This window comes from Nonomuraea antri, from assembly GCF_013283785.1.
GTDB lineage: Bacteria > Actinomycetota > Actinomycetes > Streptosporangiales > Streptosporangiaceae > Nonomuraea > Nonomuraea antri.
On the sequence record NZ_JABCPZ010000188.1, the window covers coordinates 1 to 22,232 of the forward strand.

A 22,232-nucleotide genomic window follows, 5' to 3' on the forward strand; every position below is an offset into this window, starting at 1 on the left:
CCTCCAGCCAGAACGAGTACCGCGGCTGCGTCACCATGGTCCCGTCCACCAGCGAGTACCGGCTGTCGATGCCGATCACCCCGCCCCAGGTCCGCGTGCCCACCAGCGGCCCGATGCCCCGGTTCTTGATTCCGGCGCTCACGATGTCGCCGTCCGAGCCGGCGAACTCGTCCGTGACGGCGACCACGGGGCCGCGCGGCGAGTCCTCCGGGTAGCGCATCGGCTCGTAGCCGCGGACCAGGGCCCAGCCGGTGACCCGGCGCGACAGCTTCTCCAGCACGAGCTCGGACAGGTGTCCGCCGGCGTTCTCGCGGACGTCCACGATGAGCCCGTCGTAGGACATCTCGGTACGCAGGTCGCGGTGGAACTGCGCCCACCCGGAGGCCACCATGTCCGGTACGTGCAGGTATCCGAGCCGGCCGCCCGACTGCTCGCGGACGTGGGCCCGCCGGTTCTCCACCCAGTCGTGGTAGCGCAGCGGGAGCTCGTCCTCGATGGGGGTGACCACGACGCGCCGCGTCTCGCCGCCGGCGGCGGGGCGCACGGTGAGCTCGACGGGCTGGTCCGCGGTGCCCGACAGCGACGCGAGCGGCCCGCGCACGGGGTCCACGGGACGTCCGCCGATGGCCACGATCGCGTCGCCAGGCCGGACCGCGACACCGGGGGCGAGCAGCGGCGAGCGCGCCGCGTGGTCGGACGATTCGCCCGGCAGGATGCGCGCGACCCGCCAAACGCCGTCGTCGTCCCTGGTCAGGTCGGCGCCGAGCAGTCCTTGGCGGCGTCTGGAGTCGGCGCCGCCGCCGTTGCCGCGGGCGTAGGCGTGCGAGGTGCCCAGCTCGCCCTGCACCTCCCAGAGCAGGTCGATCAGCTCGGAGTAGCTGCCGATGCGCTCGACCAGCGGCGCGTACCTGTCGAGCACGCCCTGCCAGTCCACGCCGTTCATATCGGCGCGCCAGAAGTGGTCGCGCATGAGGCGGCCGGCCTCGCGGTAGCCCTGACGCCACTCGGCGATCGGGTCGAGCTGGACGTTGATCCGCTCGAGCCCGATGCTGACGACCTCGTCGCCCTCGCCGGACGAGCGGGTCTGCAGGCCGTTCTTGCCGTTCATGACGATCCTGGAGCCGTCCCCGCTGACCTCGAAGGCCCGCAGCTCCTTGCCCAGCTCGGCCTTGGCGCGCTTCTTCAGGTCGTAGCGTTCGAGCACGATGTCGCCGGACGACTCCGAGCCGTCGCCGAGCTGCCCGCTCAGCGGGTGACGCAGCCAGAGCAGCGCGTCCTTGGCGGCACGCAGGTTGCCGTAGCGGCCGGCGGGCACCGGGACCGACACCACGCGCGAGGCCAGCCCCTCGGGGTCGACGTCGGTACGCGGCGGCGCGTCGTCCTTCTTCTCCTCGCCGGCCGCGGGCTTGTCGTCCTCGCCGTTGAAGCCGCGTCCCTGCAGGCTCGGGTCGAACGGCGACGGCGTCGTCGCCTGCAGCGGCACGATGTACGGCTTGCACCCGGCCGGGAACGACAGGTCGAAGACGTGCGCGTCGTAGATCGGGTCGAACGTGCGCACCGACAGGAACGCCAGGTGCTTGCCGTCCTTGGTGAAGACCGGGTCGTAGTCGGCGAAGCGCAGCGGGGTCACGTCGATCACCGAGCTGCCGTCGACCCGGCCCATCTTGATCTGCGACAGCGGCTCGTGGTCGGGGTGCACCCAGGCCAGCCAGCCGGAGTCGGGCGAGAAGGTCAGGCCCTTGACGTCGCCCTGGGTGGTGCGGTCCAGCTCGCGCAGGTCGCCGGATTCGAGGTCCACGACCAGCAGGCGGCCGTCGTGCGTGGCGACCGCGGCGTGCTTGCCGTCGGGCGCGGCGACGAGTTCGAGCACCCGGCCGAGCTGCCCGGCGGCCAGCGTGCGTACCTCGCCGCCGGGGGTGCCGATCTCCAGGCCGTCCTCGCCGCTCGCGTCGGACACCCACACGGCGCGGCCGTCGGCGTCGAGCGCGCGCGGCAGCCGGACGCGCACGCCAGGCTGCACCCGCAGCGCGCCGGCCGGGCCGTCGCGGTGCGGCACCCAGTGCGCGGTGCCGCGGATCTCGACCGCGCTGGCCCGTCCGGTGGCGTCCGGCGAGAACGCGCCGACCCAGCCGCGCACCGGCGACTTGGCCCGCCCCGGACGCGGCCCGCCCAGCTTGACGTCCAGCGGACGCGGCTCGGCGTCCAGATCGTCGAGCAGCCACAGGTCACCGGCGTGACTGTAGATCACCCGCTGCCCGTCGCTGCTCAGGTGCCTGGCGTAGAACTCCTCATGCGTGGTGTGTTTGCGCAGGTCGGAGCCGTCGGGCAGGGAGGAGTAGACGTTGCCGGCGCCGTCCGGGTCGGCCAGGAACACGATCCTGTCGCCGACCCAGGTGGCCGCCCAGAACTGGGCGTTCTGGTCCGCGAACAGCCGGGTGAACTCGCCGCTCCCCTCGGCGTCGATCCAGATCTTGCCCGCCGTGCCGCCGCGGTAGCGCTTCCAGTAGGACGGTTCGCGCCAGAACGGCGACACCGTGACCACCTTCTCACCGCTGACGGCGACGTCGCTGACCCACCCGTACGGCAGGCGCCGGGCCGGACCGCCGTCGAGCGGGACCGCGTACGACCACAACCTGTTGAGCCCGCCCTGCCCGGCGCCGCTGATCGCGATGACCTCACCGTCGGCGGTCCAGCCGCGCACGCCGGTGCGCGGGCTGCCCCAGTGCGTCAGCCGTTCGCCGGCCGGCCCCTCGACCTCGGCGGCGAACACCTCGGGGTCGCCTTCGCGGGTGCTGGTCCAGGCGATGCGGTCGCCGCCGGGTGAGAACCTGGGGGACGACACCGGCGTACGGTCGGCGGTGAACCGCCAGGCCCGGCCGCCCGCCACGGGCGCGAGCCAGACATCGTCGTCGGCGACGAAGGTCACCAGGTCACCGTGCAGATGCGGATATCTCAGGTAAGCGCCATTTGTCACACCTGAACACTAATGCGCGAGGCCATGAGCGGTTCAAGGATTCCGGGCCGAGCCGCAGGTCATGGCCGGGAATGGTCAAGTCCGGGATGGCGAGGAGACGGGCGGGCATGAGACGAATGTCCGTTTTAGCGTCATGTCAGAGGGACGCTCCGCATCCCGCCGAGGACGCTCCGCATTCCACCGATGCCCGATCGAGCACGTTCCGCTTTCAGTGAAGCCACTCAGCGAATCGTCAGTGAAGCCGCTCGGCCAACAGCCCAGTGAAGCCATTCAGCGAAGGACCCTGTGAGGGACCATGAGGATTCTCGCCCGCCCGCACCAGCTCCCGGCCCGGGTGGCCACCGGCGCCTACATTCTCAACTCCGGCCTGAGCAAGGCCCAGGCCGACGAGGGCACCGCGCAGTTCGTGCACGGCATGGCCGCGGGCACCTACCCGTTCCTGCGCGACCACGACCCCAGGTCCTTCACCAAGCTGGTCTCCAAGAGCGAGATCGCGCTCGGCGCCGCGCTGCTGGCGCCGTTCGTGCCCACGCTGCTGGCCGGGGCCGCGCTCACGGCGTTCGGCGCCGGCTTGATCGGCCTGTATCTCAAGACCCCGGGCATGCGGCAGGAGGGCAGCCTGCGGCCGACCCCGGAGGGCATCGGCATCTCCAAGGACATCTGGCTGGTCGGCATCGGCCTGACCCTGATGCTGGAAGAACTGGCCTCCTGCCGAGACCATCATTGATCTTCAGTCCCGGGTGGCTAGCCTGGACGACCCCGGGTAGGCCGGACGGCATGGTACAAATCGGCTACACCCTGATGACCGAGCAGACCCCGGCACGGCAGCTCGTCGACGACGCCGCCACCGCCGAACGTCTCGGCTTCGACTACGCGGTGATCTCCGACCACTACTTCCCTTGGGTGGAGGAGATGGGCCACGCGCCCTACTGCTGGTCGGTTCTGGGCGCCGTGGCCCACGCCACCCAGCGGCTGCCGCTCATGACGTACGTGACCTGCCCGCTCATGCGCTACCACCCGGCGGTGGTAGCCCAGAAGGCGGCCACGATGGGTGTGCTCAGCGAGGGCAGGTTCACCCTCGGGCTCGGCTCGGGCGAGAACCTGAACGAGCACGTGATCGGCGAGGGCTGGCCGCCCGTCGACACCAGGCATCGCATGTTCAGCGAGGCCATCCAGATCATCAGGCAGCTCTTCAGCGGCGACTACATCACCTACCAGGGCGAGTTCTACGACGTGGACTCCGCCAAGCTCTACGACCTGCCCGACGAGCGGGTGCCGATCGGCATCGCGGCCTCGGGCGGCAGCTCGGCGCAGATCGCCGCCGAGTTCGCCGACGTCCTGGTGATCAACGACCCGATGCCGGAGGTGGTCCAGCAGTTCCAGGCGGCCGGCGGCGCGGGCAAGCCGATCTACGGCCAGCTCCCCATCGCCTACGACACCGACGCGGAACGCGCCAAGCAGCGCGCGCACGAGCTGTGGCGATGGGCCGGTGTAGGCGGCTGGAAGGTGATGGCCGAGCTGCCGGGCCCGGTCAACTTCTCGGCCGCGGCCGGCTCGGTGCGTCCCGAGGACGTCGCGCAGACCGTCCCCTGCGGCCCTGACGTGGACGCGGTCGTGCAGAAGGTGAAGGCGTTCGCCGACGCGGGTTACACGCACGTCGCGCTGGTGCAGATCGGGCACGACCAGCAGCAGCCGTTCTTCGACTGGGCGCAGCGCGAGCTGCTGCCCGCGCTGCGGCAGCTCTAGTGCGGCCGGCGAGGCATCCCCGGCCTCAACGGGATGAGGCCGGGGACTTCCCGATGCCTTACGGCACGATGTTGACCAGCTTGGGCACCCGGACGATCACCTTGCGCGGCGTGCCGGACAGGTAGGCGGCCACCTTCTCCGAGGCCAGCGCCAGCGAGCGCAGCTCCTCCTCGGAGATGTCGGGCGAGACCTCCAGCCGGTCGCGGACCTTGCCCGCCACCTGCACCACGCACGTCACCGAGTCCTGCACCAGCAGCGCGGGCTCGGCCACCGGCCAGCCGGCGAACGCCACGCTGCCCTGACCGCCCAGCCGCTCCCAGCCTTCCTCGGTCACGTACGGGGCCACCAGCGACAACATGACGGCCAGCGTCTCGGCCGCCTCGCGCACGGCCGGGTCGGCCGCGCCGGGACCGGAGTCGATGGCCTTGCGGGTGGCGGTGGTCAGCTCCATCATGCGGGCCACGGCCACGTTGAAGCGCTGCGACTCGACCAGCTTGGTGACCTCGTCGATGGTGCGGTGCGTGACCTTGCGCAGCTCGACGTCGCCGCCCTCGAACGGCACGCCCGGCTCGCTGGTCACCTCGCACATCACCCGGAAGGCCCGGGCCAGGAACTTCTGCGACGCGGCCGGCGAGACGTCGGCCCAGTCGATGTCGTCCTCGGGCGGACCGGCGAAGATCATCGTCAGCCTGACGGCGTCGACGCCGAAGTCGTCGATCTGCCGGCCCAGGTCCACGCCGTTGCCCAGGGTCTTCGACATGGCCTTGCCCTCGTTGATCACCTGGCCCTGGTTCAGCATGCGCATGAACGGCTCGGTGAAGTCGACCATGCCCATGTCGTGCAGGACCTTGGTGAAGAACCGCGAGTACAGCAGGTGCAGCACCGCGTGCTCGATGCCGCCGACGTACTGGTCCATCGGGCCCCACTTGCGCACCTGCTCGGGGTCGAACGGGCCCTCGGTGTAGCCGGGCGAGCAGTAACGCAGGTAGTACCAGGACGAGTCGACGAACGTGTCCATCGTGTCGGTGTCGCGCTTGGCCGCGCCGCCGCACTTGGGGCACTCGACGTTGACCCACTCCTCGGCGCTGGCCAGCGGGGAGACGCCCTTGGGCGCCAGCGCCTCGCCGCGCATGTCGGGCAGCGTGACCGGCAGCTGGTCGTCGGGTACGGGCACCTCGCCGCAGTCGGGGCAGTGGATGATCGGGATCGGCGTGCCCCAGAACCGCTGCCGCGACAGCAGCCAGTCGCGCAGCCGGAAGTTGATCGCGCCGGTGCCCTTGCCGTCGACCTCCAGGATCTCGATGATCTTGGCGATGGCCTCGATCTTGGTCAGCCCGTCGAGCGGGCCGGAGTTGACCAGCCGGCCCTCGCCCGGCGTGGCCTCGCCGGTCTCGCCGGGGTCGGCCAGGCCGGTGTGCACGACGACCTTCACCGGCAGGTCGAACTTGCGCGCGAAGTCCAGGTCGCGCTGGTCGTGCGCGGGCACGGCCATGATCGCGCCGTGGCCGTAGTCGGACAGCACGTAGTCGGCCGTCCAGACCGGGATGCGCTCGCCGTTGACCGGGTTGATCGCGTGCCGGCCCAGGAAGACGCCGGACTTCTCCTTGTCGGTGGCCAGCCGCTCGATGTCGCTCAGCTTGGCGACCTCGGCCCGGTACGCCTCGTAGGCCGGGCGCTGCTCGTCGGTGACGATCTCGTCGGCCAGCGCGGCGTCGGGGGCGACCACGAAGAACGTGGCGCCGAACAGGGTGTCGGGGCGCGTGGTGTAGACGTGGACCGGCTCGTCGCGGCCCTCGATCTGGAACAGCACGTCGGCACCCTCGGAGCGGCCGATCCAGTTGCGCTGCATGGTCAGCAGCCGCTCGGGCCAGCCGGTCAGCTGGTCCATGTCGTCCAGCAGGCGCTGCGCGTAGTCAGTGATCTTGAAGTACCACTGCGTCAGCTCGCGGCGGACGACGTCGGCCCCGCAGCGCTCGCACTTGCCCGCGACGACCTGCTCGTTGGCCAGCACGGTCTGGTCGTTGGGGCACCAGTTGACCAGGCCGCCCTTGCGGTAGGCCAGCCCCCGCTCGAAGAAGCGGTTGAACAGCCACTGGTTCCAGCGGTAGTAGTCGGGGTCGCTGGTGTGCAGGCGGCGCGACCAGTCGAAGGAGATGCCGTAGCGGCGGAACGAGTTGGCCTGCGTCTCGATGTTGGCGTAGGTCCACTCGGCGGGGTGCGCGTTCCGCTTGATGGCGGCGTTCTCGGCGGGCAGCCCGAAGGAGTCCCAGCCGATCGGGTGCAGGACGTTGTAGCCCTTCTGCATCCAGTAGCGCGCGACGACGTCGCCGATGGCGAACACCTCGCCGTGACCCATGTGCAGGTCGCCGGACGGGTACGGGAACATGTCGAGCATGTAGCGACGTTCCCGCGGGTCCGCGGGGTCCTCGCTCGCTCGGAACGTTTCCTGCTCCTCCCATCGCTGCTGCCACTTGGCCTGCAGCGCCTGCGGATCGTACTCACTCACGGCTACTGTCCTTCTGGCTTGACTCGGACCCATAAGAAAACCCCTCGTATGGACAACGAGGGGTAGCCGCGACGGCGAGAACTTCTAGGGCCGTCGCGGCCCGCTAAGAAGCAGGGTCGCGGAACGCACACGTCAAGCGTAGCGCACCCACCCAGTTGAATGCAGGTTCGGTCGAATACGGGGACGCGGCCGAGGTGGAGCGGCACAATGGTCGCTTCAGGTCCAGCGAGACCTGATGGTGATGTATCCGTTGTGACCTCAAATGTCCCGTTAGATTACTCTCGTCGCCGTGGTGAACCCAGCAGAGCCGGAGCGATCGGAGGCCGACCTGCCGCTGCAGGATCCGCCGACCGATCCACACGGCTTCGCTCGTTTCGCTGCGGAACCCGGAGCATCTCCTGGAAAATCCCATGAGATCATGCCTGATACGTCAAATCCGGATATAAGGCCGTATTCGGACACAACCTCGGGAGGGCCGGCAGCGATGGCAACGGAGAATTCCGGAGGGCCGAACCTGCCTCCGTCCTGGCCGGAGACGTCACCGCGCGAGACGCCCGCCTCCTGGCCCGAGTCCTCCACCGCCTCGGTTCCCACCTCCTGGCCCGAAGCACCGCAATCTTCCTGGCCCGAGCCGCCGCGGCCCGACCCGTCCTGGCCGGAGCCGCCGCGCGCGGGGCGCGCGTCAGGCGCGCAGAGCGGCGGGTGGCCCGAGGTGCCGCGCTCCGACTCCCCCCGGCAGGACGCGGGCCGGCCCGCTTCCCCGCGCCAGGACGCCGCGTGGCCGGAGAACTCCTCGCACGTCGGCGGCTCCCAGTCGTGGCCCGAGAACCCCACTCAGGCGGGTGGCTCCCAGTCGTGGCCCGAGACGCCCAGGCAGGACGCGCCGCGCCAGGAGCCGGTCCCCTCGTGGGCGCAGCCGCCCACGCCCGAGCCCGGCGCGTGGTCGAACCTCTCCTCCCCCGCGCCCTGGCCGCAGGCGGCCGAGCCGTCCGCCGCCGCCTGGTCACCGCAGACCGCGGAGCCGTCCCCGGCCTGGTCGCCCCAAACCTCGGAGTCGTCCCCAGCCTGGTCGCCGCAGACCCCGGAGTCGTCCCCGGCCTGGTCGCCGCAGGGCGCCGAGCCGTCTCCCGCCTGGTCGCCCCAGACCGCTGAGCAGGCGCCCGGGTCGTGGCCGCAGGCCGCCGAGCCGCCGCAGGGCGCGTCGGGCAACCCCGCCGACCGCACGGTCACCCTCGGCAGGCCCGCCGCCAGGCCCGACCCGCTCAACGACCCCCTGAACGGTCCGCTGGGCGGCCCGTCCGGCGACCGCCGTCCCGACCCGCTCAACGATCCGCTGAACGGCCCGATGAACGGACCGCTGAACGGCCCCATGACCGGCGGCCCCGGGATGCCGGGCACGCCGTCCATGCCCGCCGACGAGCGCACGGTCACCTTCGGCCAGCACTCGGCCGCCCAGTCCGCCGCCACCCCGCTCGACCAGCAGGGCATGCCGCCGGGCCCGCCGAACCCGGCCACCCCGCTGAACGACCACGCCGTCCCGTCCAGCCCGCTGGGCCCGGGCGAGGACCGGCCGGGGGCGAAGCTGAGCCGCGACCCGTCCGACCCCGACCACCGCTTTGTGACGGCCGGGCAGATCAGCGGCTCCCGCACCCCGCCGCCGGACCGGCAGCAGGAGCTGTGGAACAACGTCTTCGGCGACGAGTACTCGTCCATGGGCGACGACGACTCGCTCGACGAGCCAGGCAAGCCGATCTGGATCTACGCCCTCGGTGGTTCCGTGGCGATCGCGCTGGTGGCGGCCCTGCTCTGGGCGTTCCTGGCCGGCCCGCTGGCCGGGGCGGAGCCCGAGAAGAGCGCCGCGCCGACCAAGGCGGCCACTCCGGCCAAGACGCCGCCGCCCAAGCAGTCGAACACGATCCCGGCCCTGCCGCGCTACTCCGGCCAGGCGGCCCCGGTGGTCGGCACGGTCACCGACTCAGGCGCCGGGATCTCGGTCCCGCAGCTCGGCGGCACCTGGAAGCTCGACCAGCGCGCCACGGTCAAGGGCACCTACAACTTCAACACCCGCCAGTACGTGCAGACGGCGCCCGACACGTACGCCAACCTGCTGACCGGGCCGCTGCCGCAGAGCATGGCCGCGCACTACGACCAGGCGAACCTGGAGCCGGCGATCAGGCAGGTGGTGCTCGCCGCGCGCAAGCGGTTCTTCCCGCAGCCGAACAAGGTCAAGAAGATCGCCCAGCAGAACGTCAAGGTCGGCGACGCCAGCGGCCGACTCATCGCCTACGAGCTGACGTCCGACACCCAGAACGCCACGATCGTCACCATCGCCCTGAACACCGGCGCCGACCTGCCGGCGATCGTGTACATGTCCATCCCGGAGGACAACAAGGAGCTCCTGCCGGACATCCGCACGGTCCTCCGGCAGATGAAGATCACCGTGTAGTCCCCTCCCCGGCTGCCGGGGAGGGGGTCAGAACGTGCACTCCATGTGCTTGATCCCGTTGATGAAGCTGGAGTGCAGCCGGTCCGGCCGGCCGCCCTCGATCCCCGGCACCCGGCGCAGCAGCTCGCGGAACATCACCGTGATCTCCCTGCGTGCCAGGTGGGCGCCCAGGCAGAAGTGCGGCCCCGGCCCGCCGTAGCCGACGTGCGGGTTCGGGTGCCGGGTGATGTCGAAGGCGTACGGCGAGTCGAACACGGCGGGATCGCGGTTGGCCGCCCAGTAGAACAGCACCGCCTTCTGCCCCTTGCGGTACAGGTGGCCGTTCATCTCGAAGTCCCTGGTGACCTTGCGGCGCATGAAGTTCACCGGGGACGCGAGCCGGACGATCTCCTCCACCGCCCCGGGCGCGTGCCCGTCGAGGTCGCTCAGCCACAGCGCCCGCTGGTCGGGGTTCTTGGTGAGCAGACGCAGGCCGTAGGAGATGGCGTTCCTGGTGGTCTCGTTGCCCGCCACCACCAGCAGGATGAAGAACGAGCCCAGCTCCTGCATGGTCAGTCTCTCGCCGTCGATGTTGGCGTTGACCAGCGAGGACGTCAGATCGTTCGTCGGGTGCTCGGCCCGGTGGGCGGCCAGGTCCTGGACGAGTTGCTGCAGTTCCATCCCGGCGTTGAGCAGCCGCTCGGCGAGCTGTGACAGGTCGCCGCCGGTGTATTCGGGGTCGAAGCCGCCGAGGATGAGGTTCGAGCGGTCGAAGACGAATCCGTAGTCGCGCTCGGAGATGCCCATCATGTCGCAGATGATCTTCAAGGGCAGGCGGGCGGCCACCTCGGTGACGAAGTCGCAGCCCGGCCCCTTCTCCAGCAGGTCATCGACGATCTTCGTGGCCGCGGACTCCACGTCCGACTCGAACTGTTTGATCATTTTCGGGGTGAAGGCGCGGGAGACGATCCTGCGGAGCCTGGCGTGGCGCGGATCGTCCATGTTGATCATCGAGCCGAAGTACTCGGCGAACTCGGCCGGCATGTCCGGGATGTTCGTCGCGCCGCCGTCCCCTGAGCAGAACACCTCGGGGTTGCGGCTGGCCTCCAGGATGTCGGCGTGTTTGACCAGCGCGTAGTATCCCGGGCCCCGGGGCGCGAACGACACCTCCATCTCCTCGAAGAAGGCCGGCGTCTCGCGCTCGCGCAGCCGGTCGAAAGCCGCCTCCCGCTCGGCCATGGGCTTGGCCCAGAAGTCGCGGTCGGACAGGTCGTAGTGGACGACGCTCATGAGGCCATCATTGGAAAAAGCGTCCACTTACGTCAATAGGTTGGACGTACACCGTACGTAGAGGGACCGGAAATTCTGTGGCCGACGGGGTCCGGCGCTGTCTAGGGTGTGCGCATGACGTTCTTCTTCCGACGTTGACGACCCGCCGGCGGGCCCGAGGGTGACCCACCGCCGGTGATGCGGGGCGGCCGGCCGCCGTCCCGGGTCTCGACGTGGGAGAAGGACACGTGCATCCGTTTGCCGTGGCCAGGGCGGTGCGTGGCATCGAGCCCTGGTGGCCGCGGAGATTCAAGGTTCCGGGCTGGGCGTGGTGCGCGGGCTGCGCCACCGTGAGGTGTGGTTCGACGCGCGCGCGTCCCTGCCCGAGTTGCTGAGGTTGCGGACGGCCGACGACGTGCTGCTGGCCGCGGCCGTGGTGGACGGGGTCGGCCACGGCCGCTCCGCGCTGCGCCGGTTGGCCTCGGCCGCCCGCGCGCTCGACGCCGGGCGTTTCATGCGTCCGGGCGACGGGCTGGAGGTGTCGGCGTCGTTCGTGGGCCGGCGCAACTACACCCGGTTCGACATCGAGGACGCGGTGGGCGCCGAGCTGGCCCGGCCGGTGCGCGGGGCGTACCACTCCAGGGCGGGAGGCCGCCGGCCGCCCGCGGGCGCGCGGTCGTGGCGGGTCACGATCGAGGGCGATCGGGCGCTGATCGCGGTGCGGGCGACCGGGCGGCCGCTGCATCGGCGGGCCTACAAGACGTCCTCGATACGCGGCACGCTGCATCCGCCGGTGGCGGCGGCGATGGCGGGGCTGGCGCGCACGGCCGGGCTGGGCGCCGGCGAGCTGGTGCTCGACCCCTGTTGCGGGGCCGGCACCACGTTGATCGAGGCCCGGACGCTGACCCGGGCGCGGCTGCTCGGCGTCGACCACGACCCGGCCGCGATCCTGGCGGCCCGCGCGAACTCCGGCGCCGCGTCAGGAGGGATCGGGTGGGGCCTCGCGGACGGCGGCCGGCTGCCGGTGCGTGACGGGAGCGTGGCGCGGGTGCTGGTGAACCCGCCGTGGGGACGTCAGGTGCCGCCGCGCGGCCTGCTCGCCGCCGACGGCGGGCGGCTCTGGCGCGAGGTGCGCCGGGTGCTGGCCCCGGGCGGGCTGGCGGTGGCGCTGGTCCACGACGGGATCCCGGACGGTTTCGAGCCGGAGAGCACGCACCCGGTGAGCCTGTCCGGCCTGCATCCGGTGATCGCGGTGCTCAAGCACTCATGAGGCCGGGCCGAGCCAGGTGCTCAAGCTCTCATGAGGCGGGGCCGAGCCAGTCGAGGATGAGCCGGTTGACCTCCTCCGGACGTTCCAGGTGGAGGAAGTGCCCGGCGTCGGCGACCAGCTCGGCCCGCGAACCCGGCGGCAGGTGGCCGAGCACGTCCTTGGCCAGTTCCGGGCCCAGGCAGCCGTCGCGCGTCCCGTGCAGGTAGAGGATCTCGCCGGCGGTGGCGGGCTCGGCGGCCGGGTGGCGGCCGGTCGGCGGGGTGGTGCCGAGCGCGGCGCGGTAGTAGCCGAGCGCCGCGCGCAGGTTCTGCTCCCCGGCCAGGCTGTCGCGGACGAACTCCAGGTCACGGGCCGCGTCGTAGCCGGGCGACCAGTCGCGCCAGAGGTTCTCCAGGAAGCCGGGCCCGCGCACCGCGCTCTCGGCGATCCCGGTCTGGAACAGGAAGATGTAGAACGAGCGCTTGAGCTGCTCGTAGTCGAAGAACCCGGCGAGCTGGGCGGCGATCGGCGGCACGGCCAGCGTCACGGCGCGGCGGAAGAGGTGCGCGGTGGCGTAGACGGGGAACGCGCCCCAGTCGTGCCCGACGATCACGCCCCGCTCGTCGCCGCCCAGCTCCTCGTGGAGGGCGCGGACGTCGGCGGCCAGCGCGGCGTCCTCGTACGCCCCGTCGGCGGGCACCTCGGTGGGCGCGTAGCCGCGCATGAACGGCGCGACGGCCCGGTAGCCGCGGGCGGCCAGCTCGGGCATCAGGTGACGCCAGGTGTGCGCGGTGTCGGGGAAGCCGTGCAGGCACAGGGCCAGCGGCCCCTCCCCTAAGGCCAGATACGCGAACTCCACCCCATTGGCGTGGATAGTCCTGATCTCCATGACTGCGAAACCTAGCATTCGGCCCGTCAGAGGAGTACACCGTTGCAGGAGTACGCCGTTGCAGGAGACCGCCCACGAGCGGGAGGAGGCCGGATGCGACGGGGATGGGTGCTCGCGCTCGCCTCACTCACGATCGTGCTCGTCGTCGTGGACCTGACCGCGGTCATGATCGCGCTCCCGGACATCCGCGCGGACCTGCGCGCGAGCCTGCCCGAGGTGCAGTGGGTGGTGGACGCCTACGCGGTCACGCTGGCCGCCGCGCTGCTGCCGGCCGGGGTGCTCGCCGACAGGTACGGCCGCCGCCGGCTGCTCGTCATCGGGGTGTCGATCTTCACGCTGGCCTCGCTGGCCTGCGCGCTGGCCCCGAACGCGATCCTGCTCGACGTGGCCAGGGGCGTGCAGGGCGTGGGCGCGTCCGCGCTGTACGGCACGACCACGCCGCTGATCGCCTCCGTCTATCCCGAGGGCCCGGACCGGGGCCGGGCGCTGGGCGTGTTCAGCGCGGTATCCGGCCTGGCGATGACGCTCGGCCCGGTGGTGGGCGGGCTGCTGACCGGCGCGTTCGGCTGGCGGGCGATCTTCCTGATCAACCTGCCCATCGGCGTGTTCGTGCTGGTGGCGCTGCGCCGCCGGGTGGCCGAGTCGCTGGGCGAGGGACGGCTCGACCCGCTGGGCATCGTGCTGGTCACGGCTGCGCTGTTCGCGATCGTCCCGGCGCTCATTCACGACGTGCCGCTGCTGCTGGTGGCCGGGCTCGCGGTGCTGGCGGCGCTGGTGGTGGCCGAGGCGCGCAGCTCGAACCCGATGCTGGACCTGGGGCTGTTCAGGAACCGGGTGTTCGCGGTCGGCTCGGCCACGACGCTGCTGCAACTGGCCGCGCTGCTCGGCGCGGCCGCCTACCTGACCCTGTACGTCCAGGAGAGCCTGCGTGCCACCCCGGCGGAGGCGGGGCTGCGGTTCCTGGCCTTCAGCGCGGCCGCGGTGATCGGGCCCATCGCCGTCGGACGGGTGCTGCACCGCTGGCCGATGGGCCTGCTGATCGCGGTGGGGCCGGCGTTGATCGCGGCCGGGCTGCTGGTCATGGCGATCCCGGCGGCGGACCGGTGGACGCCGATCATGATCGGTCTGGGCATCGGCGGGCTCGGACTCGGCGCCGGCAACGTGGTGGCCAACCAGGTCGGGCTGACCGCGCCGCTGGCACGGGTGGGCATGGCCGGCGGCGTCGTCAACACGCTCAAGCAGGTCGGCACGGCCGTCGGCGTGGCGGCGCTGGCCGCGCCGTACCGGTCGGGGTTGTCGCTGATGCTGGTGGTCGCGGCGGGGCTGGCCGCCGTCGGCGCGATGTTGCCGCTGACCCTGCTCTCCGGGACGCGCGAGGCCCGCAGCGATCAGAACGTGTAGGTCAGCCGTTTGACGCCGTTGATGAAGTTGGACAGCAGGAAGTCCGGCTCGCCCACGCTCCTGATGCCGGGCATCCGGGTGAACAGTTCGCGGAACATCACGGTCATCTCCCTGCGGGCCAGGTGCGCGCCCAGGCAGTAGTGCGGGCCGGGGCCGCCGAAGCCGACGTGCGGGTTCGGGTCGCGGGTGATGTCGAACGTGTCGGGGTCGGTGAAGACGCTCTCGTCGCGGTTGGCGGAGTTGTAGAAGAGCAGCACCTTGTCGCCCTTGCGGTACGAGACCCCGTTCATCTCGTGGTCCTGGGTCAGCGTCCGGCGGAACTGGATCACCGGGGTCGCGTACCTGACGATCTCGTCGCAGGCTTTGACGATGCGTCCGTCGAAGTCGTCGAGCAGCAGTTCGCGCTGGTCGGGGTGGTCGGTGAACAGCTTCAGCCCGTAGGAGATGGCGTTGCGGGTGGTCTCGCTGCCGGCCACGACGAGCAGGATGAAGAACGAGCCCAGCTCCTGCGGCGACAGCCGTTCCTCGCCGTTGACCAGCAGGCTCACCAGGTCGCCTGTGGGGTTCTTGCGCCGCTCGTCGCCGAGCCTGGCCGCCAGGCGGTTCAGGGTGAAGCCGGCGTGCATGAGCTTGAGCAGGCCGCGGGCCACGTTCAGGCGGTTGAGCTCCGGGTCGATGCCGGTGTACTCGGGGTCGGCGTTGCCGAGAACGATGTTGGTCCGCCGCAACACCATGTCATGAAATTTCGGCGGAATGCCCATCATGTCGCAGATGACGCGTACGGGGAGCCTGGCGGCGATCCGCGAGACGAAGTCGCCCGGCCCCTCCGCGATCGCCCGATCGACGATCTCGGCCGCCGCCCTGGCCAGGTCCTCCTCCATCTTGGCCAGGATGCGCGGGGTGAAGGCGCGCGAGACGATCCTGCGCAGCCTGGCGTGCCGCGGGTCGTCCATGTTGATCATGGAGCCGAAGTAGACGCTCATCCACCTCGGCATGTCGGGGATGCTGTTGGAGCACGGCTCGCTGCTGAAGACCGCCGCGTTCCTGCTGGCCTCGGTGACGTCGGCATGGCGGACGAGCGCGTAGTAGCCGGGGCCGCCGCCGACGAACGGGATGGTCTGCTCGGGCATGTGGATGGGGGGCTCCAGCTGGCGCAGCCGCCGGAACGCGTCCATGCGCTCGGCCTGAGGCAGCCCCCAGAACGGAATCTGTGACAGGTCCGGGTCCGCGGAGAGCGTCATACCAGGAAAGCCTTGTGCAAGCGCTCACTTACGTCAAGGGACGGGACCGCTTGGGACGCCCGGTCAGGCGCCGCCGCGGATCAGGTCGGCGGCCTTCTCGCCGATCATGACGGCCGGGGCGTGCGTGTGGCCGCGGTTGAGCGTCGGCATGATCGAGGCGTCCACCACCCGGAGCCCGTCGAGACCGCGTACCCGCAGCTCCGGGTCCACCACGGAGTCCCCGTCCACGCCCATGCGGCAGGTGCCGACCGGGTGGTAGAGCGTCTCGCCGCGCTCGCGTACCCACTGGGCGAGCTCCTCGTCGCTCTCCGGCGCCCAGTACGGCGCCATCGGCGGCCCGGCGTACGGCTTCATCGCGGCGGTGGCGAACACCTGCTTGGCCGTCTTCAGCCCGGCGACCAGCCGCCTGACGTCGGCCTCCTCGGCCAGGTAGCCGGGGTCGATCAGCACGTCGCGGCCGTTCAGCCCGACCCGGCCGCGGCTCTCCGGCTGCAGCAGCACGACGCCGACGGTCAGCCCGTGCCCGGTCGGCGGCGTCAGCCCGTGGTCGACGAACGGCCCCGGCGCGAAGACCAGCTCGATGTCCGGCGCGGGCTCGTCGGCCGAGGTGCGCAGGAACGCGACCGCCTCGCCCACGTTCGTGGTGAGCATGCCGGAGCGCAGCACGAGGTAACGCAGCAGGTTGCCGATCGACTCGGCCTTGGTCAGCGTCACCGGCTGCTTGCATTCGACGAAGACGCCGCTCACCAGGTGGTCCTGCAGGTTCCTGCCCACCGCGGGCAGGTCGTGCACGACCGGGATGCCCGCGTCGCGCAGCTCGTCGGCCGCGCCCACGCCCGAGCGCATCAGCAGGTACGGCGACCCGATCGCGCCCGCGCTCAGCAGCACCTCACGTCTGGCCTTGACCAGCGCGCCGCCGCCGTACTCGACGCCGGTCGCGCGCCTGCCGTCGAACACCACCCGGTCCACGGTCGCGTCGGTGATCACGGTCAGGTTGGGCCGCTTGCCGGCCGGGCGGAGGTAGGCGTCGGCCGAGCTCCACCTGCGGCCCCGGTTCTGGGTGACGGGGGTGGGACTGTAGCCCTCGTTGGACGGGCCGTTCAGCTCGGCCAGCCGGGTGAAGCCCAGTTCCTCGCACGCCTGGAGGAAGGCGGCCGTGGTGACGTTGGGGCTGCGCAGCTCGGAGACGTACAGCGGGCCGTCCGTGCCGTAGACGTCGTCCCTGTTGCTGCCGATTCGGCGCTCGGCCTTGCGGAAGTACGGCAGCACGTCCGCGTACGCCCAGCCGGGCACCTCCCACTGGTCGTAGTCGCGCCCGCAGCCGCGCACCCACATCTGCGCGTTCATCGAGGACGAGCCGCCGATCACCCGGCCGCGCGGCCAGTACAGCTCACGGCCGGACATCTCGCTCTGTTTCGCGGTGGTGTAGTTCCAGTCGTAATCGGTCTTGAACAGGGCCTTGAATCCGGCGGGCATGCGGATCTCCAGCTTGTCGTCCTGCCCGCCCGCCTCGATCAGTGCGACGCTCACCCCCGGGTCCGCCGAGAGCCTGTTGGCCAGCACGCACCCGGCCGAACCCGCCCCGATGATCACGTAGTCGTACTCCATGACCCCTCCCAGGGGTAAGTAACTTGGTACTTGCTTACTCCAGCCGGACGAAACCGTCCATATCCACTTGTGACCTCTGTTACCTACCGGTCGGTATGCCTAACTGCGAGGATGGCCCGCAAGCCGGTACACAGGGAGGAAGGCATCATGCTGAATTTGTCGATCGTCCTGGAGGACAGCGCCAGGAACAACCCTGACGGCACGGCCATCGTCTTCGGCGACATGCGCCTGCCGTACTCCATGATCGACACTGTAGCCAAGCAGGTGGCGAACCTGCTGGTGGCACGCGGTATCCAGAAGGGCGACAAGGTCGCGCTGGCCTGCCCGAACCTGCCGTACTTCCCGTTCGTCTACTACGGGATCCTCAAGGCGGGCGCGACCGTGGTCCCGCTCAACGTGTTGCTGCAGGGGCGTGAGATCGCCTACCACCTCGACGACAGCGACGCCAAGGCGCTGTTCTGTTTCGAGGGCTCGCCCGAACTGCCGCTGGGTGAGCGTGGCCGGGCCGGGTTCGAGGCGGCGGAGGGCTGCGAGCACTTCTTCGTGCTGCCCGCCACGCCGCTGGCCGTCGAGTCCGAGCACGGCGAGACGATCTGGAAGGCGCTCGACGGCATGCCCGCCGAGTTCGCGACCGTGCAGACCGCGCCCGAGGACACCGCGGTGATCCTCTACACCTCGGGCACCACGGGCTGGCCCAAGGGCGCCGAGCTGAGCCACCAGAACATGCTGATGAACGCCATGGTCAGCGACAAGATGTTCCCCAGGACCGACGAGGGCGACGTCTACCTGGCCACGCTGCCGCTGTTCCACTCCTTCGGCCAGACCACGGTGATGAACACCGGCTTCCTGCGCGGCGGGACCGTCGTCCTCATGCCCCGCTTCGAGCCCGGCCCGGCGCTGGAGCTCATGCGCAAGGAGGGCGTCACGTTCTTCGCGGGCGTGCCCACCATGTACTGGGGCATGCTCACCAAGATCCACGCCGAGGGCGCGGAGGTGCCGACCACGCTGCGCGTCGCCGTGGCCGGCGGCGCCGCCTCGCCGGTGGAGGTGCTCAAGGACTTCGAGCGCACCTTCGGACTGAACATCCTGGAGGGTTACGGCCTCTCGGAGACCTCTCCGGTGGCCAGCTTCAACCAGCTCGGACGTCCCACGAAGCCGGGCAGCATCGGCTACCCGATCTGGGGCGTGGAGATGAAGCTGATCGACGCCGACTGGAAGACCATCGACGGCGAGGGCCCCGGCGAGATCGCCATCCGCGGGCACAACATCATGAAGGGCTACTACAACAGGCCCGAGGCGACGGCCGAGGTCATGCGGGACGGCTGGTTCCGCACCGGCGACATCGCCACCCGCGACGCCGACGGCTACTACTACATCTTCGACCGCGCCAAGGACATGATCATCCGGGGCGGGTTCAACGTCTACCCGCGCGAGGTGGAAGAGGTCCTGATGACGCACGAGGCCGTCTCGCTGGCGGCCGTGCTCGGCGTGCCGCACGAGTCGCACGGCGAGGAGATCAAGGCGTTCATCATCCGCAAGCCGGGCGCGACGGTGACCGAGGAGGAACTGGTCGCCTGGAGCCGCGACAACATGGCCGCCTACAAGTACCCGCGGATGGTCGAGTTCCGTGAGGAGCTGCCGATGACGGCCAGCGGCAAGATCCTCAAGCGCGAGCTGCGCTGACGTCACGGTGGTCCGTCCGGCACGCCGCGCCGGACGGACCACCGGGGCGAGGGGAGAATGGCGTGATGCGACCCCTGGTGCTGTTCGACCTCGACAACACGCTGATCGACCGGCTCGACGGCTTCCGCCGGTGGGCCGCCGAGTTCGCCGCCGAGCGCGGGCTGGCCGAGTCCGACGTGTCCTGGCTGGTCGAGACCGACGCCGACGGCTCGGTGCCGATGGACGTCTTCTTCGGCCTGGTACGCGCCCGTTTCGGCCTGCCCGAGCCGGTGGACGAGCTGTGGCGGCGCTACCGGGCGCGGCTGCCGTACCTGGTCTCCTGCCCGGTCGAGGTGCTCGACGGGCTCGACCGCCTGCGTCGGGCGGGATGGGCGGTGGGCATCGTCACGAACGGCATGGCCGACAACCAGGCGGGGAAGATCCAGCGGACGGGGCTGGCCGAACGCGTCGACGGCTGGGCCATCTCCGGCGCGGAAGGCGTCGCGAAGCCGGACCGGCGGCTGTTCGAGATCGGCGCGCGCCGCTGTGGCGCCCGGCTGGCGGAAGGCGGCTGGATGGTGGGCGACGATCCGCTCAAGGACATCGCCGGCGGCCGCGCGGCGGGGCTGCGCACGATCAGGATCGATCGCGGTCCGGCGCCGGGGGAAGAGCTCGCCGACCACGTGGCGGGGAACGCCTTGGCGGCGCTCGGCCTGCTGGAGGAGCACGGGTGAAGGAACGTCCATCGGGGATCGGCGACGCGGCGATCCGCGACGCGCTGCGCGCCTGGGGGATCGAGGCGGTGTGGCTGACGTACGCTCCGGTCGGCTTCGGCGACCACCACTGGACGGCCGGCGACGCGGACGGCCGGCGCTGGTTCGTCACCCTCGCCGAGGTGAGCGCTCCAGTGTCCACCGTCAGCGGCGGGCCAGCTGACGGAACCGGTACGTTGCGTGCCGCGCTGGACACGGCTGCGGCGCTCGACGGGCTGGGCTTCGTGGTGGCTCCGGTGCGCACGGCCGGCGGGGCGAGCGTGCTGCCGTTCGGGCCGCGTCACGCGCTCAGCGTGTTCCCGTACATGACCGGCGAGTCCGGGCGGTTCGGCCAGGAGCTGGGCCGCGACGAGCGGCAGGCGGTGATCGAGCTGCTGGCCAGGCTGCACACCACGCCTCCGCCCGAGACCACGCCCGCGCACGACCCCGGCATCCCAGGACGAGACCCGCTGGAGCGCACCCTGCTGGAGACCGACCGGCCCTGGCACGGCGGCCCGTTCGCCGAGCCGGCCCGCGAGGCGGTCTCCCGCGGCCTCGGCGTGCTGCGCCGGCGGCTGGCGGAATTCGACCGGCTGGCCGCGGCCGTCCGGGGGCGCCCCGTGGTGGTGACGCACGGCGAACCGCACCCGGGCAACCTGATGCGCGTCGACGGACGTCTCCTGCTGGTCGACTGGGACACCGTGGGCCTCGCCGTACCCGAGCGCGACCTCTGGCTGGCCGCGTCCGGGCAGGACGACCTCGACCGGTACGCCGAGCTGACCGGCCACCGGCCCGACCCGCCGGCCCTGACGTGTTACCGGCTGCGCTGGGCGCTGAACGACGTCGCCGAGTTCCTGGCGTGGTTCCGCGCCCCGCACGAGCACACCGCCGACCTGGAAACCGCCTGGACCGGCTTCACCGGCACCCTGGACCAGCTGGCCGAGACATAGCCGCGCGGCCGGGCCGCCCGGCGTGCCTTCCGTGATCTGCGGGACCTTGCCCGCATACTGGGCTTACTCCCCTCGTGCACCGATCCCGGCCGGAAGGGGAGAGAACATGAGGTTGTCCACCGGGGCGTGCCTTGCCGCCGCACTCGTTCTCGGTCCCTGCGCGTTCGCCGATCTGGCGTTCGCCCACGTCCAGCCCCCGCCGGAAGGCGAGGAGGCGGCCGGCGACAACCGCGACAGCGCGGGCGAGCCCGGCTCCTCCTGGTGGGCCAAGAACTTCACCGGCGTCAAGGTCCGGCCGCGCCGCCCGCGCCAGGACAGCGACGTGCGCGTGCTCGTCCGCTGCCCGAGCGAGGCCACCGACGCCATCGTCCTGTCCAAGGTGTTCAACCCGCCGGGCGCCAGGCGCTTCCGCAGCCCGCTCGGCATCGGCCTGGACGAGGGCCGCGGGTTCGACACCAAGTACGTCGCCTACGACGCGCGCAGAGGACCGCGCCGGGTGCAGCTCAAGTGCCTGAAGGTGGACGTGGAGGACTTCACCCGGCACCGCACGGTCGACCTGATCAGCCGCGCCCACACGCACGTGTTCGTCCGGAAGTTCCGCAAGGGCCGCTTCTGACCCCGGCCTCTGCCCCCCGGCGTGTAACGCGCGCATAACCGCTTCAGGTGACGGCCGGGTTATCGATCATTCGATGGACTCGCTGTCCGGCGTTCCGGTACGTCCCGGCGCCGGTCAGGGGGCTGCATGTCGACGACACTGGTCACCCGCGCGCCCGCGGGGAGACCCATTCCGCCATCACGGCACGCTCGGCGCGGGCCTCGGCTGTGGTGGTTACTGGCCATCGGGTGGGTCCTGCAGGTGGCGGTGCGGTTGTGGTTGTTCAGGTATCACGCGGGGCCGGTGGCGAACCCGGACGAGACCGGATATCTCGTCGCGGCCCGGTGGCTGGCGGGCGGGCCGTCGGCCGACCTCAGCGGGTCCACGTTCTACCAGGGCGGATACGCGCTGTTGCTGGTGCCGGTGTTCTGGGTGACGTCCGATCCCGCGGCGGCGTACCGGCTGGTGGTCGTGGTGGGTTCGATGGCGTCAGCGGCGGCGTTCCCGCTGGCGTTCGCGCTGCTGCGGCGGCTGGGGACGGGCCGGAGGACCGCGCTGGCCGCGGCGTTCGCGGCCGGGTTCTCGCCTGCGTTGCTGCTGTTCTCCGGGCTGGCGCTGGCCGACGCCGTGCTGCCGGCCGTGGTGCTGGGCTGGCTGGTCGCGGTGCACGATCTGGCCCGGCACGGTTCGACCCGGGCGGGGGTCGCGGCGGGGGCCCTGGCGGCGTACGCGATGGCGGTTCACCTGCGCGGCACGGTCATCGTGGCGGTGTTCGCGCTGGTCGTCATCGCCCTGATGGCGCGCGGACGGATGCCGGTGCGTGGCGGGCTCGTCTCGCTGGGCGTCGTGGGGGTGGGCGCGGCGGCGGGCAAGGCGCTCAACGCGGTGCTCTCGGCCGAGCTGTATCCGGGCGGGCCGCGCGACTTGTCCGGGTTACTCGTGGACCGGGTCACCTCGCTCGACGG

Annotated in this window: 15 protein-coding genes and 1 pseudogene; 10 read left to right on the plus strand and 6 right to left on the minus strand. The window is 71.1% G+C overall.

What is annotated here, in order from left to right; translation table 11 throughout:
* Nucleotides 1–2,926, minus strand: a 2,926-nt coding sequence (locus HII36_RS40800) for a S41 family peptidase (RefSeq protein ID WP_328808119.1), incomplete at its 3' end; no start/stop codon positions are given.
* A gap of 343 nt (nucleotides 2,927–3,269) precedes the next feature.
* Between HII36_RS40800 and HII36_RS40805 the strand changes: the two genes are divergently transcribed.
* Both HII36_RS40805 and HII36_RS40810 read left to right on the plus strand, forming a co-directional pair.
* On the plus strand, nucleotides 3,270–3,701 hold the full coding sequence (locus tag HII36_RS40805; protein ID WP_173528702.1) for a hypothetical protein: 432 nt from the start codon (nucleotides 3,270–3,272) through the stop codon (nucleotides 3,699–3,701).
* A gap of 50 nt (nucleotides 3,702–3,751) precedes the next feature.
* On the plus strand, nucleotides 3,752–4,720 hold the full coding sequence (locus HII36_RS40810; protein ID WP_173528703.1) for a TIGR03557 family F420-dependent LLM class oxidoreductase: 969 nt from the start codon (nucleotides 3,752–3,754) through the stop codon (nucleotides 4,718–4,720).
* A 58-nt stretch (nucleotides 4,721–4,778) separates the two neighbouring features.
* Here the strand turns inward: HII36_RS40810 and leuS are convergent, their stop codons facing one another.
* Nucleotides 4,779–7,259, minus strand: coding sequence for a leucine--tRNA ligase (gene leuS, locus HII36_RS40815; protein WP_173528704.1), 2,481 nt, complete (start codon nucleotides 7,257–7,259; stop codon nucleotides 4,779–4,781).
* A 451-nt stretch (nucleotides 7,260–7,710) separates the two neighbouring features.
* On the opposite strand from leuS, the gene HII36_RS40820 reads away from it, so the two are divergent.
* On the plus strand, nucleotides 7,711–9,672 hold the full coding sequence (locus HII36_RS40820; protein WP_173528705.1) for a hypothetical protein: 1,962 nt from the start codon (nucleotides 7,711–7,713) through the stop codon (nucleotides 9,670–9,672).
* A 27-nt stretch (nucleotides 9,673–9,699) separates the two neighbouring features.
* On the opposite strand, the gene HII36_RS40825 is transcribed toward HII36_RS40820, so the two are convergent.
* Nucleotides 9,700–10,941 (minus strand): cytochrome P450, encoded by a 1,242-nt coding sequence (locus tag HII36_RS40825; RefSeq protein ID WP_173528706.1) that lies wholly within the window; start codon nucleotides 10,939–10,941, stop codon nucleotides 9,700–9,702.
* Between the two features lie 274 nt (nucleotides 10,942–11,215).
* On the opposite strand from HII36_RS40825, the gene HII36_RS40830 reads away from it, so the two are divergent.
* Nucleotides 11,216–12,190, plus strand: coding sequence for a methyltransferase domain-containing protein (locus tag HII36_RS40830; protein WP_328808120.1), 975 nt, complete (start codon nucleotides 11,216–11,218; stop codon nucleotides 12,188–12,190).
* Nucleotides 12,191–12,218: 28 nt separating this feature from the next.
* Here HII36_RS40830 and HII36_RS40835 read toward each other — a convergent pair whose 3' ends face one another.
* Nucleotides 12,219–13,058 (minus strand): alpha/beta fold hydrolase, encoded by an 840-nt coding sequence (locus HII36_RS40835; protein ID WP_173528707.1) that lies wholly within the window; start codon nucleotides 13,056–13,058, stop codon nucleotides 12,219–12,221.
* A gap of 93 nt (nucleotides 13,059–13,151) precedes the next feature.
* Here HII36_RS40835 and HII36_RS40840 point away from each other — a divergent pair, with 93 nt between their 5' ends.
* Nucleotides 13,152–14,459 (plus strand): MFS transporter, encoded by a 1,308-nt coding sequence (locus tag HII36_RS40840; protein WP_173528708.1) that lies wholly within the window; start codon nucleotides 13,152–13,154, stop codon nucleotides 14,457–14,459.
* On the opposite strand, the gene HII36_RS40845 is transcribed toward HII36_RS40840, so the two are convergent.
* Both HII36_RS40845 and HII36_RS40850 read right to left on the minus strand, forming a co-directional pair.
* Nucleotides 14,447–15,700: a cytochrome P450 gene (locus HII36_RS40845; RefSeq protein WP_173528709.1), complete on the minus strand. Its 1,254-nt coding sequence runs from the start codon at nucleotides 15,698–15,700 to the stop codon at nucleotides 14,447–14,449. The genes HII36_RS40840 and HII36_RS40845 overlap by 13 nt on opposite strands.
* A 63-nt stretch (nucleotides 15,701–15,763) precedes the next feature.
* Nucleotides 15,764–17,308 (minus strand): GMC family oxidoreductase, encoded by a 1,545-nt coding sequence (locus tag HII36_RS40850; RefSeq protein WP_173528710.1) that lies wholly within the window; start codon nucleotides 17,306–17,308, stop codon nucleotides 15,764–15,766.
* A gap of 147 nt (nucleotides 17,309–17,455) precedes the next feature.
* Between HII36_RS40850 and HII36_RS40855 the strand changes: the two genes are divergently transcribed.
* From HII36_RS40855 to HII36_RS40875, 5 genes and pseudogenes are all read left to right on the plus strand, one after another.
* Nucleotides 17,456–18,991, plus strand: coding sequence for a long-chain-fatty-acid--CoA ligase (locus HII36_RS40855; RefSeq protein WP_173528711.1), 1,536 nt, complete (start codon nucleotides 17,456–17,458; stop codon nucleotides 18,989–18,991).
* A gap of 65 nt (nucleotides 18,992–19,056) precedes the next feature.
* Nucleotides 19,057–19,704: an HAD family hydrolase gene (locus HII36_RS40860; RefSeq protein ID WP_173528713.1), complete on the plus strand. Its 648-nt coding sequence runs from the start codon at nucleotides 19,057–19,059 to the stop codon at nucleotides 19,702–19,704.
* On the plus strand, nucleotides 19,701–20,672 hold the full coding sequence (locus tag HII36_RS40865) for a phosphotransferase (protein ID WP_328808121.1): 972 nt from the start codon (nucleotides 19,701–19,703) through the stop codon (nucleotides 20,670–20,672). Before HII36_RS40860 ends, HII36_RS40865 begins: the two co-directional genes overlap by 4 nt.
* 106 nt (nucleotides 20,673–20,778) lie before the next feature.
* Nucleotides 20,779–21,288 (plus strand): hypothetical protein, encoded by a 510-nt coding sequence (locus HII36_RS40870; protein WP_173528712.1) that lies wholly within the window; start codon nucleotides 20,779–20,781, stop codon nucleotides 21,286–21,288.
* A 126-nt stretch (nucleotides 21,289–21,414) separates the two neighbouring features.
* Nucleotides 21,415–22,232 (plus strand): annotated as a pseudogene (locus tag HII36_RS40875) (hypothetical protein); the annotation flags it as partial.